The 16,232-nt window shown below is 74.2% G+C and carries 19 protein-coding genes; 17 read left to right on the forward strand and 2 right to left on the reverse strand.

Annotated elements, in window-relative coordinates; translation table 11 throughout:
- Positions 1-258 precede the first annotated feature (258 nt).
- The 5 genes from Athai_RS32730 (at position 259) to Athai_RS32750 (ending at position 2,800) form a co-directional block, all read left to right on the forward strand.
- Positions 259-474, forward strand: a complete 216-nt coding sequence (locus tag Athai_RS32730) for a hypothetical protein (RefSeq protein WP_203965047.1) — start codon at positions 259-261, stop codon at positions 472-474.
- Entirely contained in the window at positions 467-682 is a 216-nt protein-coding gene (locus Athai_RS32735) for a hypothetical protein (protein ID WP_203965048.1), read from the forward strand. Before Athai_RS32730 ends, Athai_RS32735 begins: the two co-directional genes overlap by 8 nt.
- On the forward strand, positions 679-990 hold the full coding sequence (locus Athai_RS32740; protein ID WP_203965049.1) for a hypothetical protein: 312 nt from the start codon (positions 679-681) through the stop codon (positions 988-990). Before Athai_RS32735 ends, Athai_RS32740 begins: the two co-directional genes overlap by 4 nt.
- A 263-nt stretch (positions 991-1,253) precedes the next feature.
- Positions 1,254-1,703, forward strand: coding sequence for a PaaI family thioesterase (locus Athai_RS32745; protein ID WP_203965050.1), 450 nt, complete (start codon positions 1,254-1,256; stop codon positions 1,701-1,703).
- A 419-nt stretch (positions 1,704-2,122) separates the two neighbouring features.
- Complete coding sequence (locus Athai_RS32750; protein ID WP_203965051.1) at positions 2,123-2,800, forward strand: FadR/GntR family transcriptional regulator; 678 nt, start codon at positions 2,123-2,125, stop codon at positions 2,798-2,800.
- Between the two features lie 51 nt (positions 2,801-2,851).
- On the opposite strand, the gene Athai_RS32755 is transcribed toward Athai_RS32750, so the two are convergent.
- Positions 2,852-3,319, reverse strand: a complete 468-nt coding sequence (locus tag Athai_RS32755; RefSeq protein ID WP_203965052.1) for a Dps family protein — start codon at positions 3,317-3,319, stop codon at positions 2,852-2,854.
- Positions 3,320-3,540: 221 nt separating this feature from the next.
- Here Athai_RS32755 and Athai_RS32760 point away from each other — a divergent pair, with 221 nt between their 5' ends.
- From Athai_RS32760 to Athai_RS32770, 3 genes are all read left to right on the forward strand, one after another.
- The gene (locus Athai_RS32760) at positions 3,541-5,121 is read left to right on the forward strand and encodes a helix-turn-helix domain-containing protein (protein ID WP_203965053.1); all 1,581 of its coding nucleotides are present in this window, start codon (positions 3,541-3,543) and stop codon (positions 5,119-5,121) included.
- Positions 5,122-5,342: 221 nt separating this feature from the next.
- Positions 5,343-6,458, forward strand: coding sequence for an alanine dehydrogenase (ald, locus tag Athai_RS32765; RefSeq protein WP_203965054.1), 1,116 nt, complete (start codon positions 5,343-5,345; stop codon positions 6,456-6,458).
- 163 nt (positions 6,459-6,621) lie between these two features.
- Complete coding sequence (locus Athai_RS32770; RefSeq protein ID WP_203965055.1) at positions 6,622-7,353, forward strand: ZIP family metal transporter; 732 nt, start codon at positions 6,622-6,624, stop codon at positions 7,351-7,353.
- 40 nt (positions 7,354-7,393) lie between these two features.
- Here the strand turns inward: Athai_RS32770 and Athai_RS32775 are convergent, their stop codons facing one another.
- The gene (locus Athai_RS32775) at positions 7,394-8,167 is read right to left on the reverse strand and encodes a maleylpyruvate isomerase family mycothiol-dependent enzyme (RefSeq protein ID WP_203965056.1); all 774 of its coding nucleotides are present in this window, start codon (positions 8,165-8,167) and stop codon (positions 7,394-7,396) included.
- 367 nt (positions 8,168-8,534) lie between these two features.
- Here Athai_RS32775 and Athai_RS32780 point away from each other — a divergent pair, with 367 nt between their 5' ends.
- From Athai_RS32780 to Athai_RS32825, 9 genes are all read left to right on the forward strand, one after another.
- Positions 8,535-8,744, forward strand: a complete 210-nt coding sequence (locus tag Athai_RS32780; protein WP_203965057.1) for a hypothetical protein — start codon at positions 8,535-8,537, stop codon at positions 8,742-8,744.
- Positions 8,745-8,768: 24 nt separating this feature from the next.
- Positions 8,769-9,590 carry a helix-turn-helix domain-containing protein gene (locus Athai_RS32785; RefSeq protein ID WP_203965058.1) on the forward strand — a complete coding sequence of 274 codons (822 nt, stop codon included), beginning with the start codon at positions 8,769-8,771 and terminating at the stop codon, positions 9,588-9,590.
- Between the two features lie 52 nt (positions 9,591-9,642).
- On the forward strand, positions 9,643-10,005 hold the full coding sequence (locus Athai_RS32790; protein ID WP_203965059.1) for a VOC family protein: 363 nt from the start codon (positions 9,643-9,645) through the stop codon (positions 10,003-10,005).
- Between the two features lie 462 nt (positions 10,006-10,467).
- Positions 10,468-11,319 (forward strand): PIG-L family deacetylase, encoded by an 852-nt coding sequence (locus Athai_RS32795; protein ID WP_203965060.1) that lies wholly within the window; start codon positions 10,468-10,470, stop codon positions 11,317-11,319.
- Positions 11,320-11,642: 323 nt separating this feature from the next.
- Complete coding sequence (locus Athai_RS32800; protein WP_239157306.1) at positions 11,643-12,641, forward strand: LLM class flavin-dependent oxidoreductase; 999 nt, start codon at positions 11,643-11,645, stop codon at positions 12,639-12,641.
- A 52-nt stretch (positions 12,642-12,693) separates the two neighbouring features.
- Positions 12,694-13,467 carry a response regulator transcription factor gene (locus Athai_RS32805; RefSeq protein ID WP_239157307.1) on the forward strand — a complete coding sequence of 258 codons (774 nt, stop codon included), beginning with the start codon at positions 12,694-12,696 and terminating at the stop codon, positions 13,465-13,467.
- Positions 13,464-14,663 carry a sensor histidine kinase gene (locus Athai_RS32815; RefSeq protein WP_203965063.1) on the forward strand — a complete coding sequence of 400 codons (1,200 nt, stop codon included), beginning with the start codon at positions 13,464-13,466 and terminating at the stop codon, positions 14,661-14,663. The genes Athai_RS32805 and Athai_RS32815 overlap by 4 nt, the downstream gene beginning before the upstream one ends.
- Positions 14,664-14,925: 262 nt before the next feature.
- Entirely contained in the window at positions 14,926-15,318 is a 393-nt protein-coding gene (locus tag Athai_RS32820; protein ID WP_203965064.1) for a hypothetical protein, read from the forward strand.
- Complete coding sequence (locus Athai_RS32825; protein ID WP_203965065.1) at positions 15,318-16,205, forward strand: ABC transporter ATP-binding protein; 888 nt, start codon at positions 15,318-15,320, stop codon at positions 16,203-16,205. The genes Athai_RS32820 and Athai_RS32825 overlap by 1 nt, the downstream gene beginning before the upstream one ends.
- The last annotated feature ends 27 nt before the right edge of the window (positions 16,206-16,232 follow it).

Below are 16,232 nucleotides of genomic sequence, written 5' to 3' on the forward strand. Positions count from 1 at the left end.
TCACCATGCGGGGTGGCGGTCCTACCGATGGTCACCCCGCGGGCGGTCCGGTGTCCCCGCCGCTCGACGGCGGTCGAAGAAAGCAGGTGGGGCGCGATGCATGCCGGCAAGCCTCGCATCGCGCCCCTGCCCCACCGACGGAAGTGAGGAACCATCGATGGAACTCGTCTACCGTAGCGTGCGCGCGGCCAGGCGGTTGCGCGCGCGATACCTGAGTGCGCTGGAATGGTTGCGGCGCAACGAGTACGACCCGGCCGGGTGGTGGCGGTGATCGCGGCGTGGCGGGCCCGGCGCGCGCGGGCCCGGCGGATCCGCGCGATCCGGCGGGCGATGTACCGGGCGGCCGCGCTGCGCGTGCTCGACCGGCGAGTGACCGGGGCGGCGGTGCAGCGCCGGCGTCCGGCCGATCCGTACCGGGGAAGTCTGCGGCTGGCCGGGCGGTGCCGGCCGGCCGGGGCGGTGGCCGATGCGTGAGGACGAGCTGCCGCCGGAGGGCGGGATCGTGGAGCTGACCGCCGCCGCGCGGCCGGGGCGGACGGCCAAGTTCCGCGCGATCGGGGTACGGCGTGGCGAGCAGCCGGGGACGGCCGTCCTGCACGGTTGGTACCTGGACGGCTCCGACATCCGCGAGCAGGATGTGCCGGTGCGGCTGGCCGGGGTGCGGGTGGTGAGCGAGTCGTGACCGGCGTCGACCTGCTGCCGTGGCTGTCCGTTGCGGTGCTGGCGGGGGCGGCCGGGGCCGCGTTCGGCGGGCTGTTCGGCTACGCGTTCGGCGTCGGCCGCACCGAGCGGCCGATCGACGCGCCGGACGCGCCCGACGCGGCCTCGCCCACGACGGCGCGCGGTCGGGCTGCTCGAACGCCGGCGGTGGGCGCCGGTGGAACCCCGTCCAGCCAGCCACGGACGACACTCCATTATGGACATAAAGTGGCCGGATACGCTGCGGTCAGCGGGGTACACGGCAGCGTGAGACCGTCCATAGTGGATTGACGAGGTGGTCGGCTGGGAGTCGGACAACGGGCCCGGCCGGCCACGCCTGCCCGAGCGGACAGGCCCGGCCGATGATGCTCGCCCGAGCGGGCGGGGCGGTTGGCTTGGCGGACAACGGGGATGCCGCCGGGCCGGACCGAAACCGTTGCCGGGCAACGAAAATCGCTCGGGTCGACCTTCCCCGCGCGGGGCGGAGGGTGGTGCGCGGCACGTCGGTGACACGGCGTTCCGGGGTCGCGCGGTGGGCGGGTAGCGTCGCGGGCATGGCGGACGACGAGGTGGGCGTGGACGACCGGGCGGCGACCCAGGCGGCCCTGGACGAGGTCTTCGAGAGCATGGGCGCGCTGGCCGACCGGATGGGCGTCGAGGTGCTGTCGGCCAGCGCGGAGCGGGTCGTCGGCCGGATGCCGGTCGTCGGCAACACCCAGCCGTACGGGCTGCTGCACGGTGGCGCGTCCTGCGTGCTGGCGGAGACCGTCGGGTCGGTCGCGGCGGCGCTGCACGCCGGTCGCGGCGGGCGGGCGGTCGGGATCGAGATCAACGCGAGCCATCACCTCGGTGTGCGGGACGGGAGCGTCACCGCCACCGCGACGGCGCTGCGGCTCGGGCGCAGCCTCGCCACGTACGAGATCCAGGTCGTCGACGACGCCGGCCGGCTGGTCTGCACGGCCCGGCTGTCCTGCATGATCCAGCGGTCGACCACTGCCGAGTAGCGACTCCGAGCCCCAAACCCACCCATCCTCACCTGGCAAAATTACGCCGAGTAATTCGCCGGCAACTCTTGACAACCATGCGCGGTGCTACCAACCTTGTAGGTGGTCGTACCGATCGACGGGAATGAATCGCGACGACCAGGGTGTCTTGCGGCCGGCGCAACTGGGGGGTGGCACCGGCCAGGGGGGCGAGACACCGGCAGCCGGGCGGGCTGCACGACGGGGGAAGACAGAGACTTTCCGCGGTCGTGGGTCCGCCCGGGCTTGCGTTCCGAGGCCGCATCGCTCGCCGATGCGGCCTCGTCGCATCCGATCCCGCGCCCGCGAGTCCGGGGTCGGCCGGCCGGGCGGGGCAAGATTCGGTCAAACCTGCCGTACCGGGGCCGCACATCCGCGCAGTACGCGGAACAATGCGGGCCATGAGCTACGGGTACACGGGTGACGGGCCGCTCGCCGATCCACCGGACGCGCTGGCAGATCCGCTCGCGATGCGGCTCGCCGCCATCATCCGGGAGATCCGGCCCGGCGAGCGGCTGCCGGCCGAGCGCGAGCTTGCCACCCACCTCGGGGTCAGCCGGACCGCGCTCCGGGACCGGTTGCGCTTCCTGGAGTCGGCCGGCATCCTGCGCCGCCGCTCCGGCTCCGGTACCTACGTGGAGGCGCTGAACCCGCAGGCGCTCACCCGAACCCTCGGCGTGGCGGTGACGTTCTCCGGGCTGCCGGCGGAGTCGATGTTCACCGCGCTCGACGCGCTCGACCGGCAGGCCGCGCGGGAGGCGGCGACGCACGCCGACCCGGCCCAGCGCGCCGCGCTGCGGCAGGCGCTGGAGGGGATGCGGGACGACCGGCCGAACGCCGTGCTGACCGCGCACGAGGAGTTCCACGACGCGATGGTCGCGGCGGCGGACAGCCCGGCGCTGACCCTGCTGCGGTCCGGGGTGGTCGGCGCGTTGCGCAAGGCCCAGCTGATCTGGCCGGACCGGCCGGACTCGGCCGACGCGGTACCGCCGCCCGGCCTGTACGAGCGGCACGCCGAGATCTACCGGGCGATCGCAGCGGGTGACCCGACCGCCGCCGGCGCCGCCTTCGACGGCTGACCCCACCCGGACGGCGGCGGCCCGACGCAGCTGTCGGGCCGCCGGTGCCGGCTATTGCTGAGCCTGGATCATCCAGTGCTGCTGTTCCAGGTCCTGGGTCGCCGCGATCAGCAGGTCCTGGGTGACCGGGTCGGCCTCGTCGGTGTCGCGCACCCGGGTCCGGAACCGCTGCACGACCTCGGCGAGCAGGCCGGTGAAGAACTCGATCACGTCGCGGTCCTGCACGTACCCGTCGGGCAGCTGCTTGGCGTGCGCCGATTTGGCGACCGTTTCGGCGCGCCCGTCCGGGTTGACGCCGATCGCGACGGCGCGTTCGGCGACGATGTCCATGTGCTTGCGGGCGATGTCGACGACGTCGTCGAGCTGCAGGTGCAGCGACCGGAAGTGCGGGCCGATCAGGTTCCAGTGCGCCTGCTTCGCCGACAGCGACAGGTCGATCAGGTCGACCAGTGCCGACTGCAGGGCATCGCCGGTGACCTTGCGTGCCTCGTCGGACAGCGGGCCGGTGACGGCTGCCATGGTCTCTCCCCCTTGTGGTCGTCGGAGGTGCGGCGGAAAGCCCCCTTCCACCGGACCTCCAGGTACCCGGCTGGACCGGGCCTTATCTGGAACAACTCCAGATTACCCGCTCGGCGGCCGGTTCAACCGTCGCGCTCGCCACACCGGCTACCCGGCTCGCCGGCCGGTACACGGGGGTACGGGGACAGAATGGGTGCCACGACGACGGCGGGGGAGGCGCGGTGATCGGGCTGCGGTGGGTGCTCGACGCGCTCGGCCCCGGGCTGCTCGAACCCGTCGAGGTCGGTACCGATCCCGGCGTGCGGGATGTCGTCGTCGCCGATCCCGACCCGTCCGACGTGGACCGCATCCACCCCGGCGACCTGGTCCTCGGCGTCGCGGTACACGACGTGCCGGCGGCGCTCGCGGTGCTGGCCCGGTGCGCCGACCGGGGCGCCGCCGCGCTGCTGCTGCGGCCCCCCGTCGCGCGCGAACCCGAGGTACGGAAGCGGGCCCGGGAGCTGCGGCTGCCGCTGGTGACCGCCCGCCGGCAGGTGTCCTGGGCGCAGGTGGTGTGGCTGCTGCGCAGCCTGGTCGACACCGGTACCGTCGGCGCCCCCGCCGGCTCGGTCGACTCGCCGGCGTTCCAGGACCTGTTCACCCTGGCCGACGCCGCCGCCGCGGTGATCGACGCGCCGGTCACCATCGAGGACGAGTTCTCCCGGGTGCTGGCGTACTCGAAGCGGCAGGAGCAGGCCGACGCCGCCCGGCTGTCCACCATCGTCGGCCGCCGGGTGCCCGCCGACGTGCTGCGCCAGTTCCGCTCCCGCGGGGTGTTCCGCCGGCTCGGCAGCGGGTCGGAGCCCATCTTCGTACCCGGGCAGCCGGACGGGACGATGCCCCGGCTGATCGTCCCGGTACGGCTGTCCGGGCAGCTGCTCGGTTCGATCTGGGCGCTGGTGCCGGAACGGCCGCCGGAGGAGCGGGTCCAGGCGTTCGCCGACACCGCCAGCGTGGTGGCGCTGCACCTGCTGCGGGTGCGCGCCGCCGCCGACGTGGCCCGCCGGGTCGCCGCCGACCGGCTGCGTGCCGCCCTGTCCGGTACCGGCGCGGACGACCCGGCGGACCTCGCCCTGCCGCCCGGCCCGTACCGGGCGGTCGCGCTGGACCTGGCCGCGCCGGACGATCCGCAGCCCGGTACGCCCCGGCACGCGGACCGGCTGCAGGCGTTGTGGGAGTCGATCGGGCGCAGCCGGGGCTGGCGCCGCCCGGCGATCACCGAGTACCAGGGCCGGCTGTACGCGGTGGTGACCGAGCACGGCGACACCGGCTCCTGGCCGTGGCTGGCCAAGCTCGGCGCCGAACTGGCGCGTACCGAACCGGACGTCCGGGTCGCCGCGGGCGGGCCGGTCGACCGGATCGGCGAGCTGCACCGCTCGACCGCGCAGGCCGCGGCGCTGCTCCGGCTGATCGACCGCGGCTTCGTCACCGGGCCGGTGGCCGCGCACGAGGACTCCTGGGCAGCCGCCGTACTCGACCTGGTCACCGGTGCGGTGCCGCTCGCCGACCTGCTCGCGATCGGGCCGCTCGGCCAGCTGCTCGCGACCGACGACTCGCGCGGCGGCTGGTACGGCGAGACGCTTCGGGCCTACCTTGCGCACCCGGCCGATCCGGCGGCGGCGAGCCGGCAGCTGCACGTACATCCGAACACCTTCCGCTACCGGATGCGCCGGCTGCGCGCTGCGCTCCCGGTGGACCTGGATGCACCGGACGTGCGCTTGGCACTACAGATCCAGCTATATGCGGGCAGGTTGCACGGCTGAGTTGTGCTCGGTGCACAACGATCGGTCTCCGACTCGTTTCGCCGGAACGATGACCGACGGTCACCTCAGGCCGGACCATTACCGCAGAGGGGTCGCCACTCGACGACCCACCAACGGCTCGTGTCGTTGAACCGGTGATCAGATCAAGCAGAGGTCGGTCGAGCCCGATCCGCACGACCTCTCCCAGGCAACGGTGCCTGCAGTCGGAAGGACAGTGCGTCATGAAGGTCGGCGTTCCACGCGAGGTCAAGAACAACGAGTTCCGGGTCGCGATCACCCCGGCCGGGGTGCACGAACTGGTGACGCACGGGCACGAGGTCGTCGTCGAGCGCGGCGCGGGTGTCGGCTCCTCCATCCCGGACGACGAGTTCCTGCACGCCGGCGCCAAGATCGGTGACACCGCCGACGCGGTGTGGGCCGACGCGGAACTGGTGCTCAAGGTCAAGGAGCCGGTGGCCGAGGAGTACCACCGGATGCGCGAGGGCCAGCTGCTCTTCACCTACCTGCACCTCGCCGCGTCCCGGGAGTGCACCGACGCGCTGCTTTCCCGCAAGGTCACCTCGGTGGCGTACGAGACGGTGCAGCTCGCCGACCGCTCGCTGCCGCTGCTCGCCCCGATGAGCGAGGTCGCCGGCCGGATCGCCCCGCAGGTCGGCGCGTACCACCTGATGCGGTTCGCCGGTGGCCGCGGCGTGCTGCCCGGCGGCGTACCGGGGGTCACGCCGGCCAAGGTCGTCGTGCTCGGCGCCGGCGTCGCCGGCAGCAACGCCATCGAGATCGCGGTCGGCATGCGCGCCGACGTGACCGTGCTCGACCTCAACGTGAACAAGCTGCGCGAGCTGGACCACCTGTACGAGGGCCGGATCCACACCGTCGCCTCGAACGCGTTCCAGCTGGAGAAGGCGGTCACCGACGCCGACCTGGTGATCGGCGCGGTGCTGGTACCGGGCGCCAAGGCGCCGAAGCTGGTCAGCAACGAGCTGGTGTCCCGGATGCGGCCGGGCAGCGTGCTGGTGGACATCTCCATCGACCAGGGCGGCTGCTTCGAGGACTCGCGTCCCACCACGCACGCCGACCCGACCTACCGGGTGCACGACAGCATCTTCTACTGCGTCGCGAACATGCCCGGCGCGGTGCCGAACACCTCCACGTTCGCCCTCACCAACGTGACCATGCCGTACGCGGTGGCGCTGGCGGACAAGGGCTGGCGCGCCGCGCTCGCCGACGACCCGGCGCTCGCCCAGGGGCTCAACACGCACGCCGGCCAGCTCACCAACGAGCCGGTCGCCGCCGCGCACGACCTGCCGTACCGGGCGGTCGCCGACGTACTCGCCTGACTCCGGCGGCCGCGACCCGGCCCGTCACCGTCTCGGTGGCGGGCCGCCGTCGTCTCCAGGGGTTGTCGTCGTCTCTCGGGGGCCGCCGTCGTCTCCGGGGCGTGATGGAGATCGCGGGGCGGCGCGGTGAAAGAGAAAATCGTTGTCGAATATGCTGGGCGGCATGGCGGTCCTCGTCACGCTGTTGTCCCTGGTGGCCACCCTCGCGGGTGGCCTCGTCGCGCTCCGGGCCCGGGACAAGCTGCACCTGATCCTCGGCCTCGCCGCGGGCGTCCTGCTCGGCGTGGTCGCCTTCGACCTGCTGCCGGAGATGTTCGCGCAGAACGCCTACCACGTGCTCGGCGTTCCCGCGGTGATGATCACCTTCGCCGCCGGCTTCCTCGCCCTGCACGTCATCGAGCGCGGCACCGCGCTGCACCGCGCGCACGAGCACGAGTACGAGCCGCACGGCCACCACTACCCGACCGTCGGGGTACTCGCCGCGTCCGCGCTGGTCGCGCACAGCTTCATGGACGGGCTCGGGATCGGCCTCGGTTTCCAGGCCAGCACCGCGATCGGCGCCACCGTCGCGATCGCCGTCGTCGCGCACGACTTCGCCGACGGCTTCAACACCTTCACCATCACCTCGCTGTACGGCAACGCCCGCCGCCGCGCGCTCACCCTGCTGTGCCTGGACGCGGCGGCGCCGGTGCTCGGGGCCACCGTGACGCTGTTCGTGCGGGTACCGGAGTCGGTGCTGGGGCTCTATCTCGGCTTCTTCGCGGGTTTCCTGCTCTACATCGCGACCAGCGACATCCTGCCGGAGGCACACGCCCGGCACCCCAGCCGCCTCACCCTCGGCATGACCGTACTGGGGATGGCGTTCATGTTCCTCGTCGTCGGCCTCGCCGGCTGACCGCCCGCGGCCGGTCCGGGCACGGCACACCGGTCGGGCGTCAGGACCAGCGGACGGTCATCGCGGTGCGCCAGCGGTCCAGCACCTCGGGGTCGCCGGCGAGGACCAGGCCGGTGTGCTCCCGCCGGTTCCACATCAGGTGGTACAGGTCGGACGCGCTCGCCGTGATCGCGCAGTCCGCCGCCGCGCAGTCCGCCGCGGTCGGGTCGGCGTCGGTCCGGACGCCGGCCGTGGAGATCTCGACCAGCCAGCGCCGGTCGACGTCGGTCGCGGTCAGCGACAGCCGGCTCGGTGCACCCCAGTCCGACCGGTGCCGGCGCCGGGTGAGGAACCGCAGCAGCAGCTCGTCCAGCCCGTCGGCGCCGAACTCCGGTGCCACCCCGGTCACCGGACCGACCGCGGACTGCGCGTCGACCCGGTGGATCGACGTCTCGTGCGCCTGCCGCCGGGCCCAGAACGCCCGCGGCGACGGCGCCGGCAGAAACGTCCAGCAGGACAACGAATCGGGTGCCTCGGCCAGCGCCGTGACCAGCGCGGCGTGCCCGGCGCGGAACCAGTCGACCAGATCGGCGTCGGCACCCCAGGTCTCCATCAGCTCCCGGTCGAGCTCGTCGGTGGACGCCTCGGCGCGGCCGGTCGTGACGAAATGTCCGGCCCAGCGGTGGATCCCGCCGATGTGTCGCAGCAGGTCGCGGAGCGTCCAGCCGGGACAGGTCGGCACCGGCGCGGCGAGATCGGCGCCGTCGGCGGCGGCGGCCAGCAGCTCGCCTTCGGCGCGCAGCGTGGCGAGGTGGTCGGCAACGGGCATCGGCATGATGGCATCGTAGGAGCCGGGTCCGACAGCCGCCGCGGGCGTTCCCCCGGCCCGGCCGGTCGGGCGGCGCCCGCCGGGCCCGACGGATCCCGCGGCGCCCGCGGTCCGCGGTGCCCGAACCTGCGGCGGGCGATGCCCGCTATGCCCGGCCGATCCCGCGAAGGGCGGCTGCCCGCAGCCGTCGCGGCTCTGTCAGGAACCCTGACCGGATTGGCCCGTTCGGTTGGTCGGCGACTCGGCCGAACGGCGGGGTTGGTTGCCCGGACCGGCAGAAGTGTGGCCGGCGCAACGCCGAGGCCGTTTCCTCCGTTACATCGGGGCCGTTTTTCCAGGCCACGCCAAGGAATCCGGCTTACCGTCGAAGGCGATGTACCGCAGCAGGGACGGTCGCTGGACCGTCGAACACGTGATCGGGACCGCAGCCGAGGACGGCCGGCCCCGCGACCTGCTGCGCGTGTCACACAGCGGCTACCAGGTGGCGGTGTGCCGGTCGGTGGACGAGGTGGCCGAACTGGTCAACCTGGCCGATCTGGAACTGGTCGAGGACCACCGCCGCCCGCTTGCCCCGGCGAGCTGACCCGGCGCCGTAACCTGGCAGGCGATGCTGCTGACGATGCCGCCACCGGCCCCGCTCGCCCCGTTCGTCACCAAGCTCTACTGGTACGACGAGCCGCTCGGTGATGCGCTGGAACTGGCGCTGCCGACCGGGCGGCAGCAGCTGATCGTCAACCTCGCCGAGGACGAGCAGCGCTGGTACGACGGTCCGGGCTTCGCCCGGGTGCACCGGATGCCCGCGGCGACGGTGTCCGGGGCGCTCGCCGGGCCGGTGTGCATCGACACCGCCGAGCAGCGCCAGGTCGTCGGGGCCTGCTTCCGCCCCGGCGGCGGCTTCCCGTTCTTCGGCACCCCGGCGGCCGATGTGGACCTGCCGCTGGACCAGGTGTGGGGCCGCGACGGGGCCACCCTCGCCGAGCGGCTGCGCGGATACCCGACGCCGCGCCGGCGGCTCGCGGCCCTCGCCGAGCTGCTGCTGGCCCGGCTCGGTGACCCGCTCGCCGGGCCGGACCGGCTCGTCGGTGCCGCCGCGACCGCGCTGGAACGCGGCCTGCCGGTGGCCACCGTCGCGGACCGGCTGGGCCGTACCGACCGGGGGCTGACCCGCCGGTTCGCCGCCCGCACCGGCTACACCCCGAAGCGGTACGCCCGGATCCGCCGGTTCCAGCGCGTCGCCGCCGACTGCGCGGTCGCACGGGCCGTCGCCGGCCGCGCCGGGGTCGACTGGGCCGCGCTGGCCGCCGAGCACGGCTACGTCGACCAGTCGCACCTGATCCACGACTTCCGGGCGTTCGCTTCGGTGACACCCACCCGGTACCGGCCGCGCGAGGCCCGGACGCCCAACCACCTTCCGGTGCCGCCTGGCTGAGCGGTCGGGTTTTTCCAAGACCAGCAGGTCCACGGCCGGCACCATGGCAGGCATGGACAACACACTCGCACCGACCCTGGCGGTCCGCGACGCGGCCGCCGCCATCGACTACTACCAGCGCGCCTTCGACGCCGCCGAGCTGAGCCGCTACCGGGACGACGGGCGCATCGTGCACGCGGACCTGTCGATCGGCGGCAGCGAGTTCGCCGTCAAGGACGCGGACCACGTCGATCCCGCACCGGACGGCGCCGTCTCGGTGATCCTGACGCTGCGGCTGCCCGACGTGGACGCCGTCTGGCAGCGGGCGATCGACGCCGGCGGTACCGAGATCTTCCCGCTGAGCGACCACGAGTACGGCCGGATGGGCCGCATCGCGGACCCGTTCGGGCATCGCTGGATCCTCGCCGCCGCCTGACCGGCCGCGGTGGATGCCGGCGCCACCAGCGTGCCGTGCCGGCCCGGCGGCGCTGCGGCTGGCGCTGGCCGCGCCGCTGGCGCTGGCCGGTCGGCCGCGCTTGCCGAGCCGGCTGGCGCTGGCTGGACCGCTGGGGCGGGCCGGGGCTGGCGGCGCTGGCTGGACCGTTGGCGCGGGGCGGGGCGGGCGTGCTGGCCGGGGCGCCGCCACTCGAGGGTGGCGGCTCGGGTCTGGGTCACCAGTCGCGGCGTTCCGAGACGGCGTCCGGATCGCGGACCGTGTTCGGGGTGTCGTGGCGGGGTGACCGGCGGGCGTGGCAGAATCCCGGTTCATGACGGACCTGCGCTGCACCGCGACCGGCCACGCGCCGATTGCCGCCGCCGCGTGTCCGTGTTGTTGCCGCTGATCTCCCGCGCCCCGCCCGGTCGTCGCCGGGCTCCCGTCGAGTCAGTGAGCGTACCCATGTCTTCGGCCCTCAGTGCCTCCCGCCCTGCCCGTACCGCGGCCTCCCGCCCTGCCCGTACCGCGCTGACCGGTTCGCCGGCCGCGCCCGACCTGTCCGGCCGCGCCGTCGTCGTCCTGCACGCGCATCCCGACGACGAGGCGATCTTCACCGCGGCCACCATGCGCCGGCTCGCCGACCGCGGCGCCCGGGTGGTCCTCGTCATGGCCACCGGTGGGGAACTCGGCGAACAGCTCGCTCCGCTGCGGCCCGGCGAGTCCGTGCACGGCCGCCGGCTGGCCGAGCTGGAGGCCGCCGCGGAGCTGCTCGGCGTGTCCCGGCTGGTGCTGCTCGGCCGGCGCGACTCCGGCATGATGGGCTGGCCGTCGGCCCGGCACCCGCGGGCACTGGCCCGCGGCCGGACCGACCGGCTGGCCCGCCGGCTCGCCGAGGTCATCGACGCCGAACGGGCCGACACCGTGCTGCACTACGACGACCGAGGCATCTACGGACACCCCGATCACGTTGCGGTGCACCGGATCGGCGCGCTCGCGGCGGCCATGACCGGTGCCGTGTCGTACGAGGCGACCGTCGACCGGGACCACCTGCGCGGGCGCGGCGGTACCCACCTGATCGACGCGGCGAGCGGGCACACCGGCGACTACGGCCGCGCCGGGTACGAGATTCCGGTGCGGCTGAGCGCGACCGACGCCGAACTCGCCGCGAAGCGGGCCGCGATGGCCGCGCACGCCAGCCAGATCGCGCCGGCGGCGGTCGGCGGCGACGGCTTCGCCGACACGTACCGGCACGAGTGGTACCTGACCAGCCACGCCCGGGGCATTCTCACCGAGCTGGCCGCCACTCCCAGCTGACACCGGCCCGGGGCGCCGCGGCTGGCGCCCCTCGTGGCCCTGCCCCGCCAGGGGTGTTGCTTGGCTGTCCTTTGCTCTGCGCACTTCAGCGCACCATCGGTGGTGCAGGTGAGTGCCCAGAGCAAAGGGGCGCCGCAACAGGGCCGCGACCCGGCCGCGCCGCGATCCGGCCGGTCTGTGATCCGCGCCGCGATCCGGCCGCGCCGCGACCCGGCCGCGCCGCGATCCGGCCGGTCTGTGACCCGGCCGGTCTGTGACATCGCCTACCGGCGGGGATGGCCGGGAAGCAGCCGGGGCCGTCGGGCGTTGCAGGTCACGTGGCTGTGTCTGACGAGGTGAAACTGTCGGTGCTGGACCTGGCGCCGGTACCGGACGGATCGACGCCGGCCGACGCGTTGCGCAACAGCGTCGAGCTGGTACGACTGGCGGAGCGGCTCGGTTACCACCGGTACTGGGTGGCCGAGCACCACAACATGCCGGGCATCGCGAGTTCCTCTCCGCCGGTGCTGATCGGCCACCTGGCCAGCGCGACCGAACGGATCCGGATCGGCTCCGGCGGCGTGATGCTGCCCAACCACGCGCCGCTGGTGGTGGCCGAACAGTTCGGCATGCTGTCCGCGCTGCACGACGGCCGGATCGACCTGGGGCTGGGCCGCGCGCCCGGCACCGACCAGGTCACCGCGCACGCGCTGCGGCGGGACGCTTCCCCGGCGGCGGACGAGTTCCCGCGCCAGCTCGGCGAGCTGATCGGCTTCCTGGACGGCGAGTTCCCGGACGACCACCCGTACGCGTCGATCACCGCGGTGCCCGGCCGGGGCTACCGACCGCCGATCTGGCTGCTCGGCTCGTCCGGCTACTCCGCCCAGCTGGCCGGCGCGCTGGGCATGCCGTTCTCGTTCGCGCACCACTTCGCCGGCGACAACACGGTACCGGCGGTGGAGCTGTACCGCTCGTCGTTCCGGCCGTCGCCGGACCTGGCCGAGCCGTACGTGATGCTCGGGGTGTCGGTGTTCTGCGCCGACACCGAGGACGAGGCGCGCCGGATGGCAAGCTCCCAGGAGCTGTCGTTCCTGCAGCTGCGCACCGGCCGGCCCGGCCCGCTGCCGAGCCCCGAACAGGCCGCGAACTACCCGTACACGTCGCTGGACCGGCAGCTGATGGAGCAGCGCGGCCAGCACACCGTCGTCGGCGACCCGAAGCAGGTCGCGGAGCAGCTGACCGAGCTGGTCGCCCGGACCGGCGCGCAGGAGCTGATGGTCACCACCCAGGCGTGGGACCACGCCGCCCGGCTGCACTCGTACGAGCTGGTCGCCGGGCACTGACCGGCGCATTCCGCGACGGGTGGCGGCACCGGACGTGGCAGCATGGCTTCGCGTGGGGATTCGGGTACTGATCGCGGACGACCAGGCCGCCGTGCGGCGCGGGCTGCGGCGCGTCCTGGACGGCGAGCCGGACATCGAGGTGGTCGGCGAGGCGGCGGACGGGCTGGCCGCGGTCGACGCGGCGGCCCGACTGGCGCCGGACGTGGCGCTGGTCGACGTCCGGATGCCCGGGTTGGACGGCATCGAGGTGACCCGCCGGCTGGTCGCTGGGCCGCGGCCGGTGCGGGTGGTCGTGGTCACCACGTTCGACCTGGACGAGTACGTGTACCCGGCGCTGCGGCTCGGCGCGTCCGGATTCCTGCTGAAGCGGTCCGGGCCGGCACTGCTGATCGAGGCGGTCCGGGCCGCGATGGTCGGGGACAGCCTGATCAGCCCGTCCGTCACGGTACGGCTGTTGCGCCACGTCACCGGTGCCGGCGGCCCCGCCGCGGGCGAGCGGCAGGTACTCGGCGGCACCGGGGTCCACGGTGGTCGGTCGGGAGACGGCCCGGTGGGCGAGGGTGGCGCGGCCGGTGCCGCCGGGGGACGGCGGGCGGCGCGCGGCGGTCCGGCGGGCGAGGCGTTGACCGAGCGGGAGATCGAGATCGCCGGGCAGGTCGCCGCCGGGAGAACCAACGCCGACATCGGCCGCGAGCTGTACATCTCGCCCGGCACGGTGAAGACGCACGTGGCGAGCATCCAGCGCAAGCTCGGGGTACGCAACCGGGTCGGCATCGCGCTGCACGCCTGGGAGATGGGCTACCCGTCGCCGCGGGACGTCCGGTGACCGATCCCGGTCGACCGGCCCCTGGGGACGGTGCCGCGGAGCGGTCGACGACCGCGGCCGCCTGGCGTGGCCGGGTGCGGCTCGCCGCGGGCGTCGCGCTCGCGGTCGTGCTGCTGCTGCCGGTACCGCTGGCGAAGACCGAGGCGGGCGCCGCGCTGCTCGTCGCGCTGCCCGCGGCGGTGGCCGGGTTCGTGGCGTTCGTCCGCTGGCGGGGCCGCTTCCTGCTCGGCGCGGTCGCGGTCGCCTGCGCGCTGTCGTTCGCCGCCGACGCCGCGTACCGCGGTCCGCAGGACTACGCGGTGCTGTGGGCGCTGCCCGAGTACCTGGCGCTGCTGGTACTGGTGACCCGGACGATCCGGAGCGCGCCCGGCCGGGTGGCGGCGCTGCTCGGGCCGGCGACCGCGCTGGCGGTGGTGTTGCTGCCGATCCGGGCGCTGCTGGCGCATCCGGCCAGCGACGCGCTGGCCGTCGCACTGCTCTGCGCGCTGTCGATGTTCCCGGCCGCCTGCGCCGCGGGACTCGGCCTCTACCTGCGCCTGCTCGCCGTGCGGCGAGCCCGCGCGGTCGACGATCTGCTTGCGGCGCAACGGTTGTCGGTTGCGGCCGATCTGCACGACTTCGTCGCCCACGAGCTGACCGGGATCGTGGTCGAGGTGCAGGCCACGCAGTGGGAGCAGGCGTACCAGCCGGACCAGATGCGGGAGCTGCTCGGCCGGGTCGAGGCCGCCGGGGTGCGCGCGCTGGACTCGATGGACCGTACCGTCGCGTCGCTGCGCACCGGCACGCCACCGCGCCGGCTGTACCGGTTCGCCGACCTGACCGAGGTCACCGACCGGTTCGGTGCCACGCTGAGGCTCGACGAAGCGCTGGGCCCGGTCGCGGACACTACCCAGCAGACCGGGTACCGGATCGTCGTCGAGGCGCTGACCAACGTGCGCCGGCACGCCGCCGGCGCCCAGGCCACGGTGACCGTCGCTCCGTCCGGTACCGGCGCGATCGCGGTCACCGTCACCGACACCGGCGGGCACCGGCGCCGCCGGCCCGGTGGTGGCGCCGGGCCGGGCGAACCGGGCCGTTACGGGCACGGCGGCACCGGGCTCGCCGGCCTGGCGGCCCGGGTGGACGCGCTCGGCGGCACGTTGCGCTGGGGCCCCCAGGGCGACGGCTGGCAGGTACACGCCGTGCTACCGCGCTGAGCCGCCCCCGCGACGTCGCGTGCCTGCGGTGACGGCCTGCCGCGCTGAGCGCCCCGCGATGTCGCGTGGCTTCGGTGATGGCGTGCCGTGTTGAGTCGGCCTGCGTGACGTCGTGTGCCTTCCGTGGCGGCATGCCGTGCCCGCGTGTTTCGCGGGCTGGTGCGGGGCGCTGCGGGTGGACGGATATCTGCCGAACGGCAGATGTGCGGTGCGCGGCGACGGCGGAGGCTGGCAGGGACCTGTCGCGTTCCTGGAGGTTCCGTTGCCGACAACCGTTGTCCCGCTTCGTTTCGCCGCGCTGCCGCTGATCGCCGCCGGTGTCCTGCTGACCGCCGGCTGCACGATCGACGCCAAGGACGCGCGGCCGCAGCACCGGACGTTCCCGTTCTCCGGCACCACGCTGAACGTGGTGGCGCACGGTACGCCGACCGACCTGGTACCGGTGGACCGGCGGGACGTGCGGGTCACCCGGTGGTTCGTGCACAAGCCGGGCAGCAGCCCGCACGCGCACTGGCGGCTGACTGGGCACACGCTCGACATCGACGCCGGCTGCACCGGCCTTGCGCTGTGCGACGTACGGTTCCAGGTCGACGTGCCCCGTGGCGTCCGGGTGCTGCGAAACGGCCGCGCCACCAAGCTGACCGGCGGCCACTGATGCTCGAACTGCTCGGCGTGACCAAGGTGTACCGGGGCGGTCGGCGCGCGGTCGACGACGTGACGCTGCGGCTGGACGCCGGCCTGATCGGACTGCTCGGCCCGAACGGCGCCGGCAAGTCGAGCCTGATGCGCATCGCGGCGACCGTGACCCGGCCGAGCGCGGGCCGGATCCTGTTCCGCGGTCACGACGTCGTCGCCCGACCGGACGGGTTGCGCACCTCGCTCGGCTACCTGCCGCAGGACTTCACCGGCTACCCGAAGCTGTCGGCGCGGGAGTTCCTGCGCTACCTGGCTGCCGCCAAGGGGCTGCGGGCCCGGTCGGCGCGGGCCCGGATCGACGAACTGCTCGCCACCGTCAACCTCACCGAGGCGGCGCGGCGGCCGCTCGGCACGTACTCCGGTGGGATGCTGCGGCGGGTCGGCATCGCGCAGGCGCTGCTCGGCGACCCGGCGGTGCTGATCGTGGACGAGCCGACCGCCGGGCTCGACCCGCAGGAACGGGTCAGGTTCCGCAATCTGCTCAGCGAGCTCGCTACCGACCGGGTGGTGATCCTGTCCACCCACATCGTGTCCGACGTGGAGTCGGTGGCCCGGGACGTCGCGATCCTGGCCGGCGGCCGGCTGCGCGCCCGCGGTACGCCGGAGGCGCTGATCGGCGCGGTGACCGGTCACGCGTGGACCGCCGTGGTGCCGGCCGAGGCGCTGCCCGAGGTGCAGGCCCGGTTCCGGGTCACCCGCACGACGCACCGCGCCGACGGGGTGCTCGTCCGGCTGCTGTGCCCGGTACGGCCGTTCGACGCGGCGACGGCGGTCGACCCGGACCTGGAGGATGCGTACCTGGCGGCGGTCGCCCGCGCCGAACCGGCCGCGGCGGTGACCCGATGAGGCCGCCCGGCAGCGCCGACCCGGCGG

The organism is Actinocatenispora thailandica (genome assembly GCF_016865425.1).
Classification (GTDB): Bacteria; Actinomycetota; Actinomycetes; order Mycobacteriales; family Micromonosporaceae; genus Actinocatenispora; species Actinocatenispora thailandica.